This is a genomic window from Neoroseomonas oryzicola (assembly GCF_012163135.1).
Taxonomy (GTDB): Bacteria; Pseudomonadota; Alphaproteobacteria; order Acetobacterales; family Acetobacteraceae; genus Neoroseomonas; species Neoroseomonas oryzicola.
This window is the reverse complement of record NZ_JAAVUP010000025.1, coordinates 1-20,808: the sequence shown is the minus strand read 5'-3', so window position 1 is coordinate 20,808 and position 20,808 is coordinate 1. Positions and strand designations below refer to the sequence as shown.

15 protein-coding genes and 2 pseudogenes are annotated in these 20,808 nt (G+C 67.5%); 5 read left to right on the top strand and 12 right to left on the bottom strand.

Features of this window, described 5'->3' with window-relative positions; translation table 11 throughout:
- Together GWK15_RS25095 and GWK15_RS25090 are read left to right on the top strand one after the other, a co-directional pair.
- Positions 1-617, top strand: a 617-nt coding sequence (locus tag GWK15_RS25095) for a VIT1/CCC1 transporter family protein (RefSeq protein ID WP_168044273.1), incomplete at its 5' end; no start/stop codon positions are given.
- Between the two features lie 81 nt (positions 618-698).
- A complete protein-coding gene (locus tag GWK15_RS25090; protein ID WP_168044271.1) occupies positions 699-2,516 on the top strand; it encodes an ABC transporter ATP-binding protein/permease in 1,818 nt (605 codons plus the stop codon).
- Positions 2,517-2,838: 322 nt separating this feature from the next.
- Here GWK15_RS25090 and GWK15_RS25085 read toward each other — a convergent pair whose 3' ends face one another.
- The 8 genes from GWK15_RS25085 to GWK15_RS25050 all read right to left on the bottom strand — a co-directional run bounded on the left by GWK15_RS25085 (position 2,839) and on the right by GWK15_RS25050 (position 13,838).
- Positions 2,839-3,921: a glycosyltransferase gene (locus tag GWK15_RS25085; RefSeq protein ID WP_338147337.1), complete on the bottom strand. Its 1,083-nt coding sequence runs from the start codon at positions 3,919-3,921 to the stop codon at positions 2,839-2,841.
- A 261-nt stretch (positions 3,922-4,182) separates the two neighbouring features.
- Positions 4,183-6,519, bottom strand: a complete 2,337-nt coding sequence (locus tag GWK15_RS25080; protein WP_209442417.1) for a WD40/YVTN/BNR-like repeat-containing protein — start codon at positions 6,517-6,519, stop codon at positions 4,183-4,185.
- Complete coding sequence (locus GWK15_RS25075) at positions 6,519-7,292, bottom strand: WecB/TagA/CpsF family glycosyltransferase (protein WP_209442416.1); 774 nt, start codon at positions 7,290-7,292, stop codon at positions 6,519-6,521. The genes GWK15_RS25080 and GWK15_RS25075 overlap by 1 nt, the downstream gene beginning before the upstream one ends.
- 106 nt (positions 7,293-7,398) lie before the next feature.
- A complete protein-coding gene (locus tag GWK15_RS25070; RefSeq protein WP_168044267.1) occupies positions 7,399-8,748 on the bottom strand; it encodes an O-antigen ligase family protein in 1,350 nt (449 codons plus the stop codon).
- Positions 8,745-10,079, bottom strand: a complete 1,335-nt coding sequence (locus GWK15_RS25065) for a GumC family protein (RefSeq protein ID WP_168044265.1) — start codon at positions 10,077-10,079, stop codon at positions 8,745-8,747. Before GWK15_RS25065 ends, GWK15_RS25070 begins: the two co-directional genes overlap by 4 nt.
- Positions 10,080-10,097: 18 nt before the next feature.
- Positions 10,098-11,096 carry a glycosyltransferase gene (locus GWK15_RS25060; RefSeq protein WP_168044263.1) on the bottom strand — a complete coding sequence of 333 codons (999 nt, stop codon included), beginning with the start codon at positions 11,094-11,096 and terminating at the stop codon, positions 10,098-10,100.
- Positions 11,093-12,424: a lipopolysaccharide biosynthesis protein gene (locus GWK15_RS25055; RefSeq protein WP_168044261.1), complete on the bottom strand. Its 1,332-nt coding sequence runs from the start codon at positions 12,422-12,424 to the stop codon at positions 11,093-11,095. The genes GWK15_RS25060 and GWK15_RS25055 overlap by 4 nt, the downstream gene beginning before the upstream one ends.
- Before the next feature lie 4 nt (positions 12,425-12,428).
- Complete coding sequence (locus tag GWK15_RS25050) at positions 12,429-13,838, bottom strand: exopolysaccharide biosynthesis polyprenyl glycosylphosphotransferase (RefSeq protein WP_168044259.1); 1,410 nt, start codon at positions 13,836-13,838, stop codon at positions 12,429-12,431.
- A gap of 869 nt (positions 13,839-14,707) precedes the next feature.
- Here GWK15_RS25050 and GWK15_RS25045 point away from each other — a divergent pair.
- Positions 14,708-16,729 (top strand): acyltransferase family protein, encoded by a 2,022-nt coding sequence (locus GWK15_RS25045; protein ID WP_168044247.1) that lies wholly within the window; start codon positions 14,708-14,710, stop codon positions 16,727-16,729.
- A 348-nt stretch (positions 16,730-17,077) separates the two neighbouring features.
- Here the strand turns inward: GWK15_RS25045 and GWK15_RS25040 are convergent, their stop codons facing one another.
- Positions 17,078-17,362, bottom strand: a complete 285-nt coding sequence (locus GWK15_RS25040; protein WP_168044245.1) for a hypothetical protein — start codon at positions 17,360-17,362, stop codon at positions 17,078-17,080.
- Positions 17,363-17,441: 79 nt separating this feature from the next.
- Positions 17,442-18,107: pseudogene (locus tag GWK15_RS26205) on the bottom strand (IS3 family transposase); the annotation flags it as partial.
- Here GWK15_RS26205 and GWK15_RS26200 point away from each other — a divergent pair.
- Positions 18,107-18,664 (top strand): annotated as a pseudogene (locus GWK15_RS26200) (transposase); the annotation flags it as partial. The pseudogenes GWK15_RS26205 and GWK15_RS26200 overlap by 1 nt on opposite strands.
- 162 nt (positions 18,665-18,826) lie before the next feature.
- Here GWK15_RS26200 and GWK15_RS25020 read toward each other — a convergent pair.
- Both GWK15_RS25020 and GWK15_RS26465 read right to left on the bottom strand, forming a co-directional pair.
- Entirely contained in the window at positions 18,827-19,264 is a 438-nt protein-coding gene (locus tag GWK15_RS25020; protein ID WP_209442418.1) for a helix-turn-helix domain-containing protein, read from the bottom strand.
- A 378-nt stretch (positions 19,265-19,642) separates the two neighbouring features.
- The gene (locus GWK15_RS26465) at positions 19,643-20,062 is read right to left on the bottom strand and encodes a chemotaxis protein CheB (RefSeq protein WP_338147335.1); all 420 of its coding nucleotides are present in this window, start codon (positions 20,060-20,062) and stop codon (positions 19,643-19,645) included.
- A 462-nt stretch (positions 20,063-20,524) separates the two neighbouring features.
- Here GWK15_RS26465 and GWK15_RS25010 point away from each other — a divergent pair.
- On the top strand, positions 20,525-20,808 hold a 284-nt coding region (locus GWK15_RS25010), incomplete at its 3' end, for a response regulator (RefSeq protein WP_168044237.1).

The window sequence follows — 20,808 nt, the reverse complement described above, 5'->3', positions numbered from 1 at the left end:
GCATCGTCTCCACGGCGAGCCTGATCGTGGGCGTCGCGGCCGCGGCCGCCACGCAGAACGACGTCCTGCTCGCCGGCGTCGCGGGCCTGGTTGCGGGCGCCATGTCCATGGCCGCCGGCGAATACGTCTCGGTCAGTTCGCAATCCGACACCGAACAGGCCGACCTCGCCCGCGAGCGTCGGGAACTGGGCGAGAAGCCTGAGGCGGAGCTCGAGGAGCTTGCCGCGATCTATGCCCGGCGCGGCGTCGACCCGGTCGTCGCGCGGGAGGTCGCCCGGCAGCTGATGGCAAAGGATGCGCTCACGGCCCATGCGCGCGACGAACTCGGCATCTCCGAGATCACCACGGCACGGCCGATCCAGGCCGCGTTGACGTCCGCCGCGACTTTCGCGGTCGGCGCGGCCATGCCGTTGCTGATGGTGCTAGTCTCGCCGCCCGGCGTGCTGGTCGCGGTGGTCTCCGCGGCGTCGCTGGGCTTCCTCGCGCTTCTGGGCGCGATCGGGGCCCGGGCCGGCGGTGCGCATGTCCTGCGCGCGACGGCCCGCGTCACCTTCTGGGGCGCGCTGGCGATGGCGCTCACCGCAGGGATCGGGAAGATCTTCGGCACCGTCGTGTGACGCGGCGGCCGAACGGCGCGCGTGCCATGGGGCCCGGATGGGCGTCTCATGCGGATGGTCTGCTCCAGGAAGGGGGCGTCGATGAGCGGCACGGCCGGACCGAGCCACCCCCAGCGGTTCTTCCGCGACTTCGTGAAGCTGTCCGGCGCCTATTGGACAGGGCGGATGCAGTGGCGGCCGCGCCTGCTGACACTGACGCTCGCCCTGCTCGGCATCGCACAGGTGGCGCTGGCGATCCGGCTCAACATCTGGAGCGCCGACCTATTCGACGCACTGGAACGGCGCTCGACCGACCATGCCATGACGCAGATCGGTATCTTCGTGCTGATCATCCTCGGCAGCATGGCGGCGAATACGGCGCACATGGTCGTCCACCGGGACCTGCAGCTCGATTGGCGACGATGGCTGACGGCACGGGTCATCGGCGACTGGATGGAGGATGCGCGGCACTACCAGACAAACCTCGTCCCCGGCGACCACGCCAATCCCGACGGGCGCATCGCCGAGGACATCCGCATCGCCACGGAATTCGCCGTCGACCTGGCGAGCAGCCTGTTCTACTGCGTCCTGCTGCTCGTCACCTTCGTCGGCATCCTGTGGTCCCTGTCGGGCTCGATCCACATCCTCGGCCTGGGCGTGCCGGGACATCTCGTCGCGCTGGCCTTCGGCTATGCCGGCATGGGCGCCGTCCTCGCCTACCTCCTGGGACGGCCTCTCGTGCGCGCCACGGATGCGCGGCAGACGAAGGAGGCCGACTTCCGCTTCAGCCTCGTGCGTGCGCACGAGAGCGCGGAGCCGATCGCCATCGCGCGCGGCGAGGCGCTCGAACGCCAGCGCCTCGGGACGACCTTCGAGACCATCGCGCAATCCTGGTACGACCAGTCCATGGGGCTGGCGCGGCTGCTCGCCTTCTCGTCCGGCTACGTGGCGCTGGCCGCGGTCCTGCCCATCCTGGTCGGCACGCCCCGGTTTCTCGAGGGCACGCTCTCCCTCGGCCGCCTGATGCAATCGGGGCAGGCGTTCCAGCAGGTCACGGCGGCGCTGTCCTGGCCGGTCGACAACCTGGCGCGCATCGCCGAATGGCGCGCCTCGGTGGAGCGCGTCCTGTTGCTCGACGAGGCGATCCGCGTCGTCACCCTGGAGGCCGCGCGGACGGGGGAGACGGCGATCAACCTGGACCGCGCGCCGACCGCCGAGCTTGGCGTCCGGGGGTTGTGGGTCGCGGCACCGGACGGCACCGCCATGCTGTCCGACCTCACGCTGACGGTGGAGCCCGGCGAGCGCGTCCTGGTGGATGGTGACCCGGAGGCGGCGAGCGCGCTGTTCCGCGTGCTGGCCGGCATCTGGCCCTGGGGGCGCGGCCGGGTCGACCTGCCGGCCGATGCGGCCATGATGGCCGTCGGCCCCAGGCCCTTCCTGCCCGCGGGGTCCTTGCGGCGGGCCATCGCCTTCTCGGACCAGCCGTTGCGCCACCAGGACGCAGACCTCGGTTCCGCGCTCGACAGCGTCGGCCTCGGGCATTTGGCGGATCGCCTGGATGAGTCGGCCGATTGGGCCCGCATGCTGAGCGCAGCGGAGTTGCAGCGCCTGTCCTTTGCACGGCTCCTGTTGCTGCGGCCGGACTGGATCGTGCTGGGCGATGCGACGGATGCGCTTGACCCTCTGTCCGCCGACATCATGCTCGCCCTGCTCGTGGACCGGTTGCCGCGATCCGGCATCGTCCTGATCGGGCGGCACCCCGGATCGGCGGAGACGTTCAGCCGCCGGCTGACGCTGAAGCGCGCCGCCGACGGCGAGGTCCTGCTCCATGAGGTCTACGCACGACGCCAGGCGGCCCAGGTGCCACGCCCGCAGCCGCTGGCCGTCGTGGACCTCCTGCGCGAGGGGTACGGACGGTGATCCTGTACGGAGCGGCATCACGCCAGGCGCTTCGCAGAACTCTGATGCCGCTTGCTTGGTTCCCTCTGACCCAGGCAGCGGACTGCTTTCGCTGCGCCAGATGCGCGGCGCGGCGTCGCGCTGTGGCTACACTGTGTCCTCAAGGGCCTTGCTTCTGAATCCGGAAGCGCTTCCGTCGGCCGGACCTGATCGCGGGTTCAGGACCACCGGTTTGCAGAAGTCCGTCAGTCCCTGCCAACAGAACTTGTAATTGACCTCGCGGGGGGGCAGATGGCGAGGCCGGTAAGTGCGCAAGAGCCGGGTCCGTCTGGCGCGATCCGAGTCAGAGCAGGGCCTCGTACTGATCGAGCATGGTGTCAAAGGTACTAGAGGAACCGAGATGCCGGGCCAGCTCCGACCACTGCCCGTATTGCTTGGGTTCGTCCAGCAGGCCCCGGACTGCAGCCGCCAACGCAGCCGGGTCATGCGGGTCCACGGCTATGCCGCAGCGCTGGCCGTCGGCAGCCGTGATTCCTTCGATCTGAACCGGTACGTCGGAGACGATCAGCGGCAGACCAAGCTTCGCCGCTTCGATCAATGCAAGGCTGTGGCCCTCGAACAGGCTCGGCTGCACGAAGATGTCCCCGTTCGCGAGCCGGGCCAGTGCCTCCTCACGCGGCCGGTGGCCCAGGAACCGGACCTTGTCGGTGACGCCAAGCTCCTGCGCCAGCGCCTTCAGGGCCGCCTCGTCCGGGCCCGCGCCCACCACCTGTATGTCGACATCGGGGATCTCGGCCGCGGCGCGAACGAGCACCGGGTAGTTCTTCTGTGCGGCGAGGCGCCCGGTCGCCACCACACTGCGCCCGCGCGCCCGCTGCCGGTCCAGCCCGCGCGAGAGGCCGGCAAGCCGGGCCTCCACCGAAGGCGGCAACGCGTTGTGGATCGTCCGCCGCTTGGACCCGTAGGACGCCGCACTGCCGTCGAGCGAGGCTGCGACCGCATCGGACACGCAGACAACGGTACTGACGCGCGGCAGCCGGGCAAACAGCGCATCCAGCCTCTTCAGCAACGGGGCATACGTATCGACAAGCGCGTGATGCGATATCACGACGCGGCTACGCCCGCCGGCCAGCGTCGCGGCCAGCGGCAGCAGTGCGTTGGCGGCGGGCATGGCGGTCAGGACCACGTCCGGCGCTTCCCGGCGCAGCAGTCGAACCAGGGCGTGCAGCAAGCCGGCCATGCCGGCAAGCGACGTCGGCCGCTGTTTCACCAGGTATTGCCAGTCCTCCCCGGCCGTGCCGGCCGGCGCGCTGTCCTGGTGTGGATAGAGCGCCACCAGCCGTGCCTGGTGCCCGCGGCCGCGGAACCCTTCAGTGAGGTTGGCCCACAGTTCCTGCGTGCCGCCGCCGGCCGAATGCGTCACCACGAAGAGCAACCTGCGAGGACCTCCCGGTCGCGAGGCGACGCTCATGGCTGTGTGCCATGGTAGGAATGGCGCCACCGACCCGAGAAGCACCGCGCCCGCCCGATCCGGATCGGGCCGACAGAGGACCGCGGAAGGGAGATGACAGTGCGCCTCCAGAAGACGAGGTCGCCAGCCTGCGTGGACTGAACTGGGGCGTCCTGCTGGGCGGCGCATTCTGGCTGGCACTGCTGGCCGTGCTTGCCATCCTGCTGTTCTGACGGTTCACGCATGACGCAGCCCATGGCATTCCTCCGCGTCGGGGAAGGCGTAGGGCGCGGCCGAGCATGGCGCCGGAGCGCCATGGATCCAGCCTGAGCCCTTGTAGCCGAGATAGACCCGTCCGAAGCGGTCGGGGTCACCGGCGACGACGACCACCTGATCGAGCGTCCCGACCGGGAAGCGACCGATCATGGTCCAGCCCGCACCGCCATCGGTCGAGCGCCAGATCCCGTAGCGGCCCTCGACCTGGCCCGAGATGAAGCAGGTCGGCTCATCGGATCCAGGGCCCGGCCTGCCGAAGCCGACGTCGTCGACGCGGCGGATGCCATCGAGAGCGATCCATGTCTTGCCGCCATCGGTGCTGCGCCGCAACCGCGTATCCCCTGTTCCGGCGACGCCCGAGGTGAAGAACAGGTCCGCGGAACGGCCGGGCACCGGTCGCAGCTTGGCGCTGTACTGGCTTTCAGGCGCGATCTCCCCGGCGAAGACCCGCTCCCATTCCGCGCCGCCATCGCGCGTTACCCATAAGCCCGCGAGGCCTGGATTGGCGCCGTCCCCACTGTGCACGAGGTAGAAGGTCCCCGACAGGACCGGGTCGGCCGCCAGCGTCTTGCGATGAAAGTGGTGGGCGGAATGCGACCCGGTGAAGGGCAGGACTTCGCCGGATAGGACGACACGATGCCAGCTCGCCCCCCGGTCGCGCGTATAGAAGGGAGAACGATGGTGCGAGGGAGCCCAGACGATGTTGCGCGTATCGTCCGAGGCCAGTGAGATGGTCCCGAAGGACATCCGCCAGGGATCCGATGCGTCGGTGCCGGGGGGCTGCGGCAGGGTCGCGAACTTCGTCCAGCGTCGACCGCCATCAAGGCTGTAGCCGGCCATCACGGCGTCGCCATCCTCGGCGCAGCAATCGGTGCGCGTGTCGGACGCGTTGGTGACGATGACCCGCGGGTCGGCCGGGCTCCAGGCGAGTTGCTGCGCGGCGATCAGGACCCGCTCACGCGGGCCGAATCCGCGCGAGAACTCATCGAGAGATTCCTTGCGATGGATCCCGAAATCCCAGGCCGCAAAGAGCGGCGCGCCGCCCGGCGGGTGGACGACGTCGTTCGCTACGAGTTCCTCGATGCCGCGGGTCTGGCTCACCCATTCCAGCACCGGCGGCGTGAGCGCGAGCGGACCGCGCGGCGGTAGATCAGCGGCATAGACGCCTGTGCCGGCGCCCACCCAGAGCCGATCAGCGGCCACCGGATCGAACAGCACCATCCCCATGGCAAAGTAGGATTGATTGCTGACGTGCAGCCATGGAGGATCACCTGGCCCCACGCGTGACCGGTGCTGCAGGCGCACCCAGGCCGCGCCGCCATCGGTCGAGCGGTAGGTGCGGCCGCCCTCGTCGAACACCAGGATCTGGCCTCCGCGTGGATGCACCGCGACGGCCACGAAGCGCCGCTCCGGCAGGCCGGTCAGCCGCGACCACGTGCCCTCGCGCCAACGCCAGGCGCTGCGACTCTCCGCATCCACCGCAAAAAAAGTGCCGTCCGGCGCGAAGTCGCCTCGGACAAGCGTGGCCGGTTGAATGGCCTGCGGCGGCACGAGCGGCCGAAAGGTCTCGCCCGCGTCGTCCGAGACATGGACGCCGTACCCTGGCGACATCGCCCAGACATGCCCGCCGGCCGCCTGGGGCGAGAACCACACGCAGATCCCGGCATCCCGCACGCCCGATAGCGGCACCGATGCGATCTGGGACCAGCGGGCGCCACCGTCGGCAGATCGCCACAGCCCGTCGGCCGGAGTCCCGAAGAGGAGCAGCGACGGATCTCGTGGATTGACCGCGAGGAAAGGGCCGCTCAGCCGATGCTCGCTGTTGGCGTCAAAGGCCAGCGGGAATGGTTCGCCACGCTGCAGCGTGGCGAATCGCGCCCCGCGATCATCGGAGCGATAGATTCGCCCCTTGGCGGCAAGGTAGATCCGATCCGGATCGGATGGAGCCACCGCGACCTCGAAGACGCCCTCATTCATACCGTCCTGTACGCGGTCCTCCTCGGGCATCGTCGCGCTGGTCACGAGTTGCACCCAGCGATCGAGGTCGGTGCGCCAGATATAGGCACCATAGACATCGGCGCGCGCAACGCGCGTCGCGCCGGTGGGATCCATGGCAAGCCCCGTGATGAAGCCGCCACCGCCGATCGCGACGCGCCGCCAGGCATAGGTCTCCGCGTCGCGCGGGCCCGGCATCGCTGGCGGCTGCGTCGACGGCGCGGGCGACTGCATGGCAACCGCGAAGCCGGTTGCGCCGAGGGCGGCGCCAAGCCAGGCGCGGCGGGGAATGAGGTCCGCCATCAATCGCGCGTCTTGGTGAGCAGGTGGAAGGCGGCCAGCGGATTGGTCGTAAGATAGCGCGGGCCGAGCCGCCGCGGTTCCAGCATCGCACGATGCAGCCATTCGAGACCGGATTTCTGCATCCAGCCCGGCGCGCGGCGAACCCGGCCGGCACAATGGTCAAACATCCCGCCGCAGGTGCGTATCCAGCCAACCCCGGCAAGCTGCGCCTGGCATGCCACGGCGAATGTTTCCTGACGCGGGCTCCCGAGTCCGACCCAGAGCACGTCGGTGCGTCGTCGTGTCACTTCGGCGCAGATCTCCGCGACCTGCTCCGGCGCGAAATAGCCGTGGCGGATGCCGACGATGTCAAGGCCGGGGTGCTGGCGGCGCAGGCGGTTCCCCGCCTCGGCGGCGACGCCCGGGGCTGCGCCGAGGAAGTAGAAGCGAAGCCCGTCGGCCACCGCCGCCCTAGCCGCGTCGTGGATGAAGTCGGTGGTCGACACGCGCTCCCGCAACGGGTTGCGGCACAGCAGCCGGGTCGCCATCACCAGCGGCATGCCATCGGCATCTATGATGTCGGCCTGGGAGAGCGTCGCACGGAAAGCCCGATCACGATGGAAGTCGGCGATGACGGAGCCATTCGAGGAAAAGACGAGGCGCGGTCGTACAAGCCTGTCGGCCCGCGCCCGCACGCAGTCGGCGCGCATCTGCGCGGCAAGCTCCGCCCGCGTGCATCGCGAGGTCGCGATGCCGCCCACGGTCAGCGTCCCGGCACCCGATGTCGCGGTCACGTTGGTTGACGCCGGCAAAGTTTCGTCACGGGCGGCCACACGTGGAATGCGATCGCCGGGGCCATGGCCAGGGCACCTGATCCATGGATCTCACGTCGCTGCTGCATCATACCGGCTCCGGTGACGGGCCGGCCACGGATGCGTGTCCGCCGGCGCGCTGCCGCGGCATCGCAGTCCGGCGCAACAGGCAGTACATCACCACCATCACCACCCAGGTCGCATTCGCCCGGTCAAGCAGCGAGCTCTCCAGCAGGTCCCGCAGCCAGCCGAAGACGAGCAGGGCGCAGATCAGGCTGCGCGACGTACCCGGAGCGAGTGGCGCATTGAGCAGCACGTGCATCGGAAGCACCACGAGACACAGGAGCGCCACGGCGAGACCGATGCCGCCGGTCTGCACGAGGATGTCGAGATACCCGTTGTGGGCGGAGAATATTTCGATGATCCAGCCCGACCCGTAGGACTGGATCGGGCTTTCTGCGCCAATCCCCCAGAAGGAGCCGTAGCCCGAGCCCAACAGCGGGTGGTCTCCGACGAAGGTCATGAGGGCAGGCCAGATCTGCACGCGGCCCGTGAGCGATGCGGGGTCGGCGACCATCCAGACGAATTCGCGCGCGATGTCATCGCGAAAGGCGATGAGGGCGGCGAGGAGGATACCGCCGCCCAGCAATAGGACCGCCTGCTTCGCGCGCGGGCTGCCGTATCCGGCCTGGACAAGGAAGCCGACCGCGAGTGCGGCGGCCACCATGGCCATCGACGTCTTCGAATGCGTCTGCCCGAGGAAGACGGCAGCCAGCACCACGAGGGCGGCGCCGCTCATCAGGGAGCGCTGTCGAATGGCCTCATGCAGGAAGAGAATGAATGCCAACGCACAGAAGGCGCCGGCCTCGTTCTTGCCGTCGTGGATTCCGCGCCAGTCGCCGATCAGCGCATCATCGAAACGTCCGGGCTGATGCACCGCATGCTGCAGCAGCGTGATGGCAAGCCAGTCCGCCAGGAGGATGACGGCAAACCCCACCATCAAAGCCTCGATGACCCGGCGATAGGACATCATTTGCACGCATTGGCCGATGGTGACGATGACGATGGTCGTGAAGGCGATCCGGCGGAGGGCGAGGCCGGGATCGATGGCCCAGAAAACGCTCAGCCAGCACCAGGCAAGGATCGCAATAAGCATTGGCGGTACGGCGTTCACGGCGCCGACGCTCGACGTCACGACGCGCACGCCGACGGCCAGCACCATCAACGTCAGGAACGCGACCTGCCGCAACATGTCGCCCGATTCGGCGTCGCCGCCATCCGCGACATCGATGCTTCCGGACATCACGGAGAATACGGCCCAGCCATTGCTCAATAGGATGATCGCGACAAGGACGCCGAACCCGACCGTCTCGGCCGATAGCAGACGGCGCCGAGGAATTGCCGCGCCATCAAGGGCAGGGGGCAGGTGCGCGCTCAAGGTCGCGGCCAGAAGAGCGCCGCCACCAGGCCAAGCAGGAGACTCAGCACCCCTGCGGCAGCGAAGACCAGCGGATAGTTCGGGAATGCCGGTCGCGTTGCCACGCCAGCGCGCTCAAGGACACGCAGGGCAGAGAAGCGCGCGGCATGGAGCTCGGCGCTGATCTGCTCCTCGACCATTCGACGCGCGTAGATCTCGACATTCTGGCCGGCCTGCGTGACGGCGCGGCGAAGCGATTCGAACTGCTGTGTCAGGTCCGAAAGGCGCGCCAGGTCAGCGGTCAGCGTCGCATGCTCTAGCTGCTGCTCCTCCCGTAGGCCTTCGGCGCCCGCCAGGTCGGCGTTCAGGCGGAACAGTGCGACCATCGACTCTTGGTAGACCCGAACCAGCAGCAGTGGCGGATCCGACGTACGGTCGGTGACGCTGCGGGCATCACCGGTCCGCGGAACACCCGCCGGCCGCTCGCCGCCCAGCACATCCACGAGGGATGAGACGTAGGGCGAACGCGCCACCGGCGCGAGGCGACGCAGCTGCTCCGCCAGCGCCTGACGCTGCCCGAGCTTGTCGGCGATGACGACGCGGTTGGCCGCCATCTGCGCCTTGAGGTCGTTCAGTCGCCGCAGCAGCATGTCGCGCTGCTGTTCGACCGTGTAGATGCCATTGGCGCTGCCAAATCGCTCAAGCGCTTCGGAAGCCTGCCGCAGTTCCTCGTCGAAGCGTTCGCGTTGGCGGTTGAAGAACTCCGCCGCACCGGCCTGGCTGCTGAGCACGAGGTGGCGGTCCATGAAGGCCTGGGCCAGGGCATTGGCGAACAGCATTGCCGTGACCGGGTCGGGATCCTGAAAGGCAATGCGGATCACGTTGGAGTTGGGCTCGCTGCGCACCGAGATGCGCCGCTTCAGCATGGGCAGCACAGGGTCTGCCATCGCCGGTGGCACCGTCCGCCGAATGCCGTCGGACCCGAACAGCGTCTCGCGCAGGCTGTCGATCCTCGAGCGCCCAGCCGGCAGGGCCGGCGGGATGCTTCCGGACAGGTCGCTCTGCGCCAGCGCCGCACCCACAACCTCGTCGCTCAGCGCCATCTGGACGAGGGCGGCGGTGGATACGGGCGGCGGTGCGCCCGCGGCGCCTGCGACCGGCTCTGGGCCGCGCTGCCCGGCCAACAGCAGCGTGGCGACCTCAAAGGATGGACGCAGCGCGAGGATCCCGATCGCCATGCCCGAGAACGCGAGCAGCGAGACGACCAGGAAAACACCCTTGCGACGCCAGGCGGAGGACAGCGACCGGCTGACGATCCGCTCCATCGATTGGTCGATTGCGTGCATGTCCATCCGGGGTTTCCTGGCTGATCAGCCGGTGAGTGACGTTGCGGGCAGTGGCGCCGTCGCCGGACGGCGTGGCCAGAGCAGGCCCAGCAGCAATCCGACCGCCGTGACGTTCCAGGCGGCCATGGAGTAGAGGCCAAGCCACAGCGAGCGACGCCGCCAGCTGAGCCCCAGCCAAGGCCCCAGCACGAGGAGAAGAAGCAGGCCCATCCGGACGGGCGGCGACAGCGGCGCGGCGAGCGTTAGCAGAAGGGCGGCCCACCACAGGATGACGCAGAGGCCATGGCGGATATGCCCAAGCCGGCGCAGCACGATCGGCAGATGGCGCTGCCCGATGGCCGCGCGCAGCACCTCCCCCGGCGCGCGCGCGTAGCCCGAGGCCAGGCGCCGCCACAGCAAGCGGTAGCCCTCCGTCCGATGCCCGTAGTGATCCACTGCCGGCAGGTCGATGCGCGCGAGCTTCCATCCCCGGCTGCGCAGGCGCGCGGCCAGTTCGAATTCCTCGAAGGCATGAAGGTTGCTATCGGCGAAGTAGCCGACCTCCCGGATGGCCGAAACGCGGTAGAGCCCGCCGCAGTCGAGCCGATCCACGATGCCGGGGCGCCAGTTGCGATCGGCTTCGACGGCCAGGGCCCGGATCTGGAACTCCTGATTGTCGGTGTTGACCTCGCGCACCCGGCCGCCCACGCCAGCGACCTCCGGATTGGCATCGAGGAAGGCAATGGCCGCGGGTAGGAAGTCGCGGTGCATCACCATGTCGCCATCAAGCAGGTAGAAGTACTCTCCCTCGGCGTGCAGGAAGGCCAACTGCGCGCTGGCGCCGCAGGACCGCCGGCGGGCATCGGCAAGCTGGACGATGCGCACCGGGAAGCCGCGCGCGATGGCGACGGTGCGGTCCCCCGAACCGGCGTCAGCCAGCACCATCACCCCGCCGACCTGCCGAGCCGCAGCGACCGCGCTGGTGAGGCATGCGGCGATGTGCCGCTCCTCGTTGTACGCCTTGATCCCGATGGTGACCGTCATGCCGGCGCCCCCTGCGTCGATGCCCCCGGGATGGCGTGCCTCGCGCGCCAACGCCGCACCTGGCGCCAGGTCGCGACGGCGAAGGCGGCCTCGCCGGCCAGCACGCCGGCAATCGACCAGACAGGCCCGCAGGCAAGGACCAGCACGAGGACAGCCACCACCGAGACGCCGCAGGAGACCGAGCTCGCCGAGGCGAGCCCCCGGAAGTCGCCGGCCGCCTGCAGCAGCACGCTGTCCGGTAACCGGAGCAGGCGTAGGGCTGCTACGGCCATCCACAGCACGAGACCGACCGCCAGCACCGAGGAATCGTACTGGGCCGTGAACATGATCCTGGGTGCGATGAGCGCCAGCACGACTAACGCCAGCGCCGTGGCGCACCAGACGGCTATCAGCATCCAGCGCAGCCCCGCCACGGCACCATCGGCGTCGGCGTATTGGTGGGCGGCCACCTGGCGCGCCATCCTCGGCCGTTCGAACTCGGTCACCGCATTCATGGCGACGCCGATCGGACGCGTGAGAAGGGCGCTGGCCCCGACCGGGGCGAACGCCGCGGCGCCGACGAGCAGCGTCACGATATAGGCGTGCGCGTTGCCGGTGGCCTCGGTCGTCATCACCCCGATGAGCGACCAGCCCGAATGACGCCGCCAGATATGCCGATAGCCCGGAAGATCGTGCAGCGAGATATGGCGGAACTGAGCCGCCACGTAACCCCGGCCGAAGGGCGCGAGCCCCACTAGCGTGGCGGCGAGCAGCACGAGGTAGGGCATGCTCGGGTCAGCCGCCCCGCTGAACTGGATGAAGGCGACGCCAGCCAGCACCAAGGCTGCGTAGAGCAGGTCGGAGCCCACGGTGCGCAGGGGCACGGCCGTCGCATATGCATGCGCGCGGGCGAAGCTGCGCAACAGGGCGGCGCCCGCGAATGCGGCAAACACCGCCTTGTCCCAGGCATCCTGCCCGAGTGCCGCGCCGACCAGCGCGAAGGCGACCGTCATGATCGCCGTGAGGCAGAGATTGGTCGCAAACAGGCATCGAGACAGCGCGGCGCGCTCCGCGGGCAAGCACTGTTCCAACAGCACCGGCATCGGGGCACACAGCAATGCGCTCCAGATCCCGAGGCTGAACTGCTGTGCGACGAGCAGGAAGGCAAACCTGCCGAAGGCCTCGGGGGACAGCAGGTGCAGCGCCTGCATCGAGAGAAGGAATTGTGCGGCAGCAGCGCCGATCGGGCCCGCCAGGGCGATGGCGTATCGCTGCGCCATGTGCACGACCGCGCGGGATGCTTGTCGGTCTTGCCGAACCGCTTCGAACTCCTTTGTGTCGGCGGACACGCGCTCAATCCGCCTGCAGCGAGAGGAAGCCGCCGAAGCCGGTGCGCAGGACGATCTTGAGATCAAGCCAGAGTGACCAGTTGTCGATATACCAGAGGTCCAGCTCGAGCCGACGGGCGGCCTTCTGCACCGTGTCAACGGCGCCACGCGAGCCGCACACCTGGGCCCATCCGGTGATCCCCGGTTTGACACGATGACGCAGCCCATAGCTGCTGACGGCATCGAAGTAGTAGCGCCCGTCGACGCGCATGTGCGGCGTGTGCGGCCGCGGGCCGACCAGTGACATCTCGCCGGCGAGGACGTTCAGCAGTTGCGGCAGTTCGTCGATGCTGGTGCGGCGCAGGATGCGGCCGACCTTCGTCACGCGTGGATCGTGTGCAGTCGTGTGTCGCGCCCCGACACGGTCGCCGAGGTCGGCATACATCGTCCGCAGCTTCCAGACGCGAATGGGCTGGTGGCCACGCCCGAGCCGCCTCTGCGAGAAGAAGACAGGTCCGGGGGATTCCAGCCGGACTGCGATCGCTGCGACGACGAGCACTGGTGCCACCAGCGCAATGAGCGCGAGCGTCAGCAGCAGGTCGAAGCACCGCTTCATGCCACGTTCGCTGCGCGTGAGCCGAGACGGAAACAGCGGCTCGAAGGGAAGCCGTCCCGCACGCAGCAACGCGCGTTGCAACGGGTTCAGTCCGCGTGGATCGACGGCCCGCTGGATGCAGGCGACGATATCCGCGAGAGGGCTGCGCAGCAGATTGGCGCATGCGACATTGTCCTGAGGAGCGGAGAATAGGACGACCTTGACCTGTTTCTCGTCGATCACCTCCCGGAGCCGGGCAAGGTCCTCGGTCGACCCGGTCCGGAGGTCAGCGGCGATCGTCCATGCGCCGAGCGACGGGCTTGATAACGCTCTTGCAAGGGCCGAGTTCGTCGCCGGCGTCCCCAGGAGTGTGATCTCCGGCCTGGCGCAGCGGTCCCTGAAGAACGCCTGGGCGCCGACGCTCCAGAGAACGACCGATAGGCAGACGGTCGCAGCGGTCGAGGCGGTTGTGATGACGAGCCCTGACGGCAGATGAGCGCCGGGCCAATTCGCGACCGCGAGGGGCAGTACGCAGATTCCCAGAACGAACAACAGAGCTGCTGAGACATAGAGATTGATGTCACGGAGAATCTCATAACGAATAAACGCCAAATTTAGTAGCCCGTAACTTATAAATAATGCTATAAAACTTATAAATGTGTAATCTGATATTTCGTAAATAAATATAAAAGCAAAAATAATCAGGATGACAAACATCGCTGCAATTTCGAGGTAATGATGGACTAAAATTAGCTTTGAGCGGTCAGCATCAAATTTCGCTATTATGCCAAGGCGCTCCGAATCACGGCCGCGCGCACTCAGCGTGTGATTGGAGTTCATCGCAGCGGTCCTTGATGGGAGCGCCATTTGGCATGGAGATTTGCCGCGCCGCAACAAAATAGGGCGCGGGGCATTTCGCCGAAATCTGACGCACATCAATTATCGAAAGTTCACTCTCCAAGAAATTCGCCTTCATGGGCGCCTCTTGCTTTGGAAAATGGAAATGTTCAACTGGCCAAATAGATGAGTAAAGTGAATTCTAATTATTGTTGTGCTTTTCAAAATTCGGAATCGCACTAAAAATGTAATGTAACAGTATCAATAATTTGTGTGATTATGACTCAGGGCATCGAGCGCGTCAGAATTACGTTCGTTCAGCCTCATGAATGGGATGCGTATTCTACTATTTGGCGAGTGTCATGGCGTGGGTGGTCGGCCGGAGGCCTTTGTGCCGTGCCGTTGAACCGGCTCAGCAGCCGGAGCACCGAGGGCCGACACGCCCAAACACACCCTGACCATGCCGCCAGACACGGATGAGCTGTGCCCTGCCCTGGTCGACGAAGCGAATGACTGGCTCCCGATCTCCGCATCCGGCCTCGCCGTTGACCCCGGACTTCACCCTGTGTCGGCGATCCGACGATGTCCTCGTCGCCATCGACGTCTTGCGCCATGCGTCTCGCCGGCCGGCCTGCGCCAAACAGCGCGCATTCGGGCGCTGCGTCCGATGCGCGGGGCGAGGCGGGCTGTCGGAAACTCTTCGGGGCTTTGGCCGTTTAAGCACTACGCCCAGGCCACTGCCTGGCCGAAGCGCCGGCTGCACTGGCTGAGCCAGGACGTCGCTGGCGGCGCCGCCCTGACTGTCGTCCCGAATCGTGGCGCAGCGCCCGATAAGGAGTTCCCACCTGGACTCGCCCCAACATCCACGCGTGATGCTGCGCCATCGCCATCGCCTGGGCCTCGGCGCTGCGGGGCGTCCCGCGACGGCTGCGGAGTTGCCCGACCACATTGCCGTGGCGACGGGGCTGCGCGTCGATATCCAGGCTCTGCGCGGCCTCGCGATCCTGCTGGTTCTGCTGCATCACGCGGAGTGGCCGTGGGTGCCGGCAGGCTTCCTTGGCGTGGACATCTTCTTCGTCATCTCCGGCTTCCTGATCACGGGGCTCATTGATCAGGCACTGGACGATGGCCGGTTCACCTTCCGGGATTTCTACACCCGACGGATTCGCCGCCTCTTCCCCGCGGCCTATGCCACGCTTACCCTGACCGCCCTGGTGGCGCCCTTTCTGCTCGACCCATTGGAATACCGCGACTTCGCCCCGCAACTGGCGGGAGCCTTCGGCTTCTTCGCCAATGTCGTGCTCTGGCAGCAATCGAGCTACTTCGGCAGCGGCGCCGCACTCAAGCCGCTGTTGCACATGTGGTCGCTGAGCATCGAGGAGCAGTTCTACATCCTGCTTCCGCCGGCGCTGCTGCTTTGCCCATGCCGGCTTCGGCCGGCGCTCGTCGCGCTGATGGTCCTGGTCAGCGCTGGCCTCTGCTTCACGCTGGTCCAGCTGAGCCCATCGGCGACCTTCTACATGCTGCCGACCCGAGCGTGGGAACTCGGCCTTGGCGCCCTGGCTGCCCTGGCGCTGCGTCGCCGCGCCGGCCTGCGTGGACCATGGCCGCTGCTGCGCCTCGCCTGCGCCAGCGCGCTGCTGCTGCTGCCGCTGCTCGCGTCGAAGGACAGCCATCCTGGCCTCGCTGCCCTGCTGGCCTGCCTCGCGACGGCGATCCTTCTGCTGCCGGGAGCCCCGGGCGGGCGGTGGCAGGCTGGACTGGCGCCGCTGGTCTGGCTCGGCAACCGATCCTACTCGCTCTACCTGCTGCACTGGCCGCTCTTCGTCTTCGCCAGCCATGTCTTCATCGGCCCGGTGCCGCCCTCGCTGCGCGCGCTGATCGTGCTGGCATCTCTCGGGGGCGCTGCGCTGCAGTACCGCTTCGTCGAACAGCGCTTCCGCGGCCTTGACCTGACGCCGCTCCGACTGGCGGGATTCGTGTTGGTGCCGTTGCTGCTGGTTGGGGCGACCTACGTCGCCAGCCGGTCGCTCACGACCCCCACGACGGTCGCGCGCGGCGGCGGCCAGGGCCTGTCGCCGGCGTGCGACTTCCGCGACCGCTTCCTGCCCTTGGCAGAATGTCGCAGCCCACCGACCCAGGGCCCTACGGGTACCGCCACTCTCCTCTGGGGCGATTCCTTTGCCATGGCACTGTCGCCCGGCCTCGCGGCAACCACGTCGGGCGGCCTTATCCAGGCAACCCGCAGCGTGTGCGGGCCCTTCATCGACCTCGCGCCGATCAATCACGGCCAGAACCCGCGCGCCTGGGGCGAGAGCTGCATCCGATTCAACCGATCGGTCCTGGACTACATCGCGAGCCAACCGGAGATCGGCACGGTCGTCCTCTCCAGCGCCCTCGTGCAGTATATCCCGGGCGGCGAGGCGCGCAGCTGGCGGCAGCTCGTCGCCACGCCCGAAGGCCTGTCGGAGCAGCCGCAGGATCTGGAGGCGCTACTTCATGCCCTGGCAGCTACCGTCGAGCGGCTGCGCGAGCTGGGCAAGCGGGTCGTCCTCTTCGCCCCGCCGCCAATTGTCGGCCTCGACATGGGGCGCTGCCTCGACCGTGCGGCAGCCGGCCGACCTACGGTCTCGCCCTTCCCTGACTGCAGCTATACCCGGGCCACCTATGAAGCCGCGCGCCTACCGCTCAGGGATCTGCTGGCGACAATTCGCACCATCGGGGACGTGCCAGTCATCGATCTGGATGTCGCGCTTTGCGGCAGCGGGATGTGCGCGACGCAGATGGACGGCGTCCCGCTCTACCGCGATGGCGACCACCTCAGCGGGCCAGGCTCGCGGCTGCTCGGTGAAGCTCTCGACTGGGGGGCGTGGGTGGACCAGGTTGCACGATAGCAACCGCGACCTGCTTCCATGACGAGAACGACGCGTGGGCAGGGCACCATCACGGTCGCGCGGGTGGCGCCGCCTGAACCAAAGACCGAAAGGTGGCGACGTTGGCGCTGTGGCCGAAGCCCAGATCGCCGCAGCTAGCGATCAGCGGTCGAACATGCGGTCGACAGCCCAGCCGCTCAGGCACGCCCAGCCAACACGTGTGCCCGCTTCGAAAAGGGGCGTGCTGCCCGGGCCGGCCGAGTTCGCGATTCGCCCTTCTGTCAAAATCGGCGGCACGGCATTCGGTGGGCAGCGCCGCAGGCGGACGTCGGACAACGCTTCAGGACAATCCCTTCGCCCGACTTGCCCCTATCCTTTCCGAATTCTCGCCGCATTTGCCCGAACACGACGGCGGGCGGGTGCCATGGCCTTTTTCGCGATGATTTGCAGCTCTGCTCCGCGTAAGGCGGCGGCGCTGGCCTTTATGGCGCCTTCGGCAAAGGCCTTGCGCTTTTCGGCCCCAAGGGCGGCCAAGCGGGCACTTGCTCGGGCGGGATCGGCGAGGATCCGAACGCTATGCATCATGAATACCCATCCTGCCTCTGCGAACCAGGCGTAGGCAGGATAGGAGTAGCCAATGCGCTTGCGGGCCATGCCTTTCAGATGGGCATAGTCACGCCGCGAAGCGAGGGATGAAGGTGCCCCGCGTCGGTGGACGGTTTGTGGGTAGCGGTCAGTCCTTCATGAGCATCTTCCTCGCTTCGAATTCGATGGGCGAGAGGTAGCCGAGGGACCAATGGCGCTTGGTCGGGTTTTAGAAGCCCTCGATGAAGTGGAACACGGCCATACGGGCCTCTGCCTGGGAGCGGAAGCGGCGCCGGTCGAAGCAGCTCGCACTCGAGGGTGGCGAAGAACGCCTCGGCCAGCGCGTTGTCGTAGGCGTCGCCGACCGATCCGGTGCTGGGGCGGACGCCGGCTTCCTGGCATCGGATCCCGAAGGCCAGCGATGTGCCCTAGCTTGAACCGGTCGTGGAAGCGCCATCTTGAGCCGCCTGCAGCGCGGCGTCGAGCGCATCGAGGACGAGTTGCGTGCGCAGGTCGTTCGCCATCGCCCAGCCAACGATGCGCCTGGACCAGGCGTCGAGGACGACGGCGAGGAACAGGAAGCCTGCCGCGGTCGGCACATAGGTGATGTCGGCCACCCACAGCAGGTTCGGCGCCGGCGCCGCGAAGACCCGCCCGACGAGATCATTGGCTGGCCTGTGGGTCGGCTCGCGCCGCGTCGTGGTCGGGAAACGACACCGCGCAGCCCGGCCTGGCGCATCAGCCGCGCCACGCGCTTGCGGGCGATCGCCGTGCCTTCGGCCTGCAACTCGGCATGCGCCCGTGGGGCGCCGAAACCAGCTGTGGCAGAGCGACTTCACCCAGTTCAAGGCCATCGGCTGGGGCTGGTTCTACCTCTCCACCGTGCTCGACGACTTCTCGCGATGTATCGTCTCGTGGAAGCTCTGAACCATTATGGCAGCGCGCGATGTCACCGAAGCCCTGGAGATAGCGCTCACTGCCTCAGGCTCCACGCAGGGCCGCTTGCGGTACCGCCCGCGCCTGCTGTCCGACATCGGGGCCTGCTACATCGCCAGCGAACTGACACAGTAGCTGGCCGGGAATGCAATGGACCATTTCCGCGGTGCGCCGTGCTATCCGCAGACCGAGCGCAAGATCGAGCGGTGACATCGGACCCTGAAGAACCGCATCCTGCTCGAGAACTACTACCTGCCCGGCGACCTGGAGGCGCAGGTCGCGGCCGTTGTAGAGCAAGAGAACCACAACCGCGCCCACGAGAGCCTGCAGAACCTCACCCCAGCCGATGTCCACTACGGTCGCGGCGACACTATCTTGCTCGAACGCCATCGCATCAAACGGCAGACCAACCAGCAGCGCCGCTTGATCCACTAAAAAGCGCGCTGCCTAACCTCACCGTCAGATGGGTCAGAGCCTTCGTTACGAATCCACCCCTGCAGTCTCAGAGCATTTAACGACGGACATTCTGCCGGGAAACGCCCCATCGCCGGGCGAGTCACCAAGTTCGTGGTCCCAAAGCAGGACGCCCCAATTTGCCTACGCGGCTGGTGCCAAGCTCCGCACGAGTTCAAGTATCCGCTTGCGCACCTCAGGATCCGCAAGCGCGTAGTACGCCCGCACCAGGTCCAGTGTCTCGCGCCCATGCATCTCGCTGGGCTGCAGGTTGTTCCGCGCCTCGGCCTCTTCCGTGCCGCGCGAGTCCACGGCAAGGCCACCGGCCTCGGCCGGCAAGGCGTCGAAGAAGAACGACACCGGCACGTCGAGGGCGCGGGAGACGTCGTGGAGCCTGCTGGCGGCGATCCGGCTTAAGCCTCGCTCGAATTTCTGGACCTGTTGGAAGGTGATGCCGATCGCATCGGCCAGCTTCGTCTGGCTCATGCCAAGAAAGCGGCGCCGCAGCCGCATCCGGGCACCGACATGGATATCAATGGGATGCGAGACATGCCGGCGGACCTCATCGGGGGGCGAGACCATCGCGTGCAGCATCGTGGCGCCGCCACCATTCGGCGCCCGCTCCATGCGCCCGGCGGTCGTGTCGGGGGACGATTCGGCAAGCCCAGCCAATCGGAAGGGAAGTGCGCCACGGAGGCCCGCGCGATCATCAGGACCGAGGGGCCATTCTTCCGCAGCGGAGGTCTGCCCCTTGGCCTGTTCTGGCATAGCCTTCATCGTCGTACTCCACCCGTGGCCCATTGCATCTGGTGTCTAACGCGCGAGGCAGCGTGGGGGTTTCACATGTACCGGCCGAAACCTCCTGCGATGGCGGCTCTGGGCGAGGGCCCGATTCTCCAGGCTTGCCGAGGCGCGGGGCGGACCGGACATCCACGCATGAGATTTGCGGTCGGGAGCTGGTCAGATCACGCCGGCGGCGCGCGGGCCGATCTCCGCGGACATCGAGTGCAGCAGGAAGTCGAACGGCAGGCGCGCGCCGTGGCGCGCCCTCGGTTCCGTCAGGTGCAGGGCTCCCTCACCGATGGACAGGTACATGCCTGGCGGGATCACGTAGAGGTGGCCGCGCTCGATCGGCATGCCGTCCGTGGCCTGGCGCACCGTCATCGCGGTGTGCGTCGCCAGCAGATCGACCAGCATGCTTTCGTGGTTCGGATCGAGATGCTGGACGAGGATCAGCGCCATGCCGCTGCCGTCCGCCAGGGCTTCGATCAGCCTTCGGCAGGCATCGAGACCGCCGGCCGAGGCGCCGATGCCGACGATCACGAGGTCGTCCCTGGCCGCCGGCGGCGGTGCTGCCGCGAGTGCCTGCGGACGCGGCACGGGCGCCGCCCGCGGACGCGATCGGTCCGCCGGCGCCTTGGTGGGCTTCTTCAGGTCATCCTCGCAACGCGCTGAGGGTCATGACCCGCGGCGCGCATTGCGCTGCCTCTCGGCCCGGAGCACGAAGGATCGAGCCACGCGGCGGTCCCGGCAGGACAGGTGCGATCATTTGGATAACAGGCGATTGGCGGGCGTCCTTCCATGCATCCATACGCCCCCTTTGATTGTTCCGTTCTCGGGCTCGCGATAACGGTATGCGGTCCGCATTCGCGGCGCCATATATACGGGATGTGGACGACCGCGCGGCCGAGTTGAGTCGCTGGCGCATCGCGCGGCGACCGTCGGGCGGACTCTCTGCCACATGTGACGCGCATCCGCGCCGCGGATGCGAAAGGGGTGCTGCCTGGACGTCCGGACAGCGCGCCAGCAGCACGATATCGCGGATCAGGGAGAGGCCCATCGATGAGAGCGCTTCGAATCCTCGTGGTGGAGGACAACGCCGTCATCGGGATGCTGCTCGCCATGACGCTGCAGGCGATGGGGCACGAGGTCTGCGCGACGGAGACCACCGAGGACGGCGCGGTGGCGGCGGCGCTGCGGTGCAGCCCGGACCTGATGATCGTCGACGTGACCCTGGGCCGCGGCAGCGGGATCAATGCGGTCGAGACCGTCCTGCGGACGCGCCATGTCCCGCATGTCTACATGAGCGGCGCGCCCGTGCGGACCGACAGGCCGGAGAGCGTGGT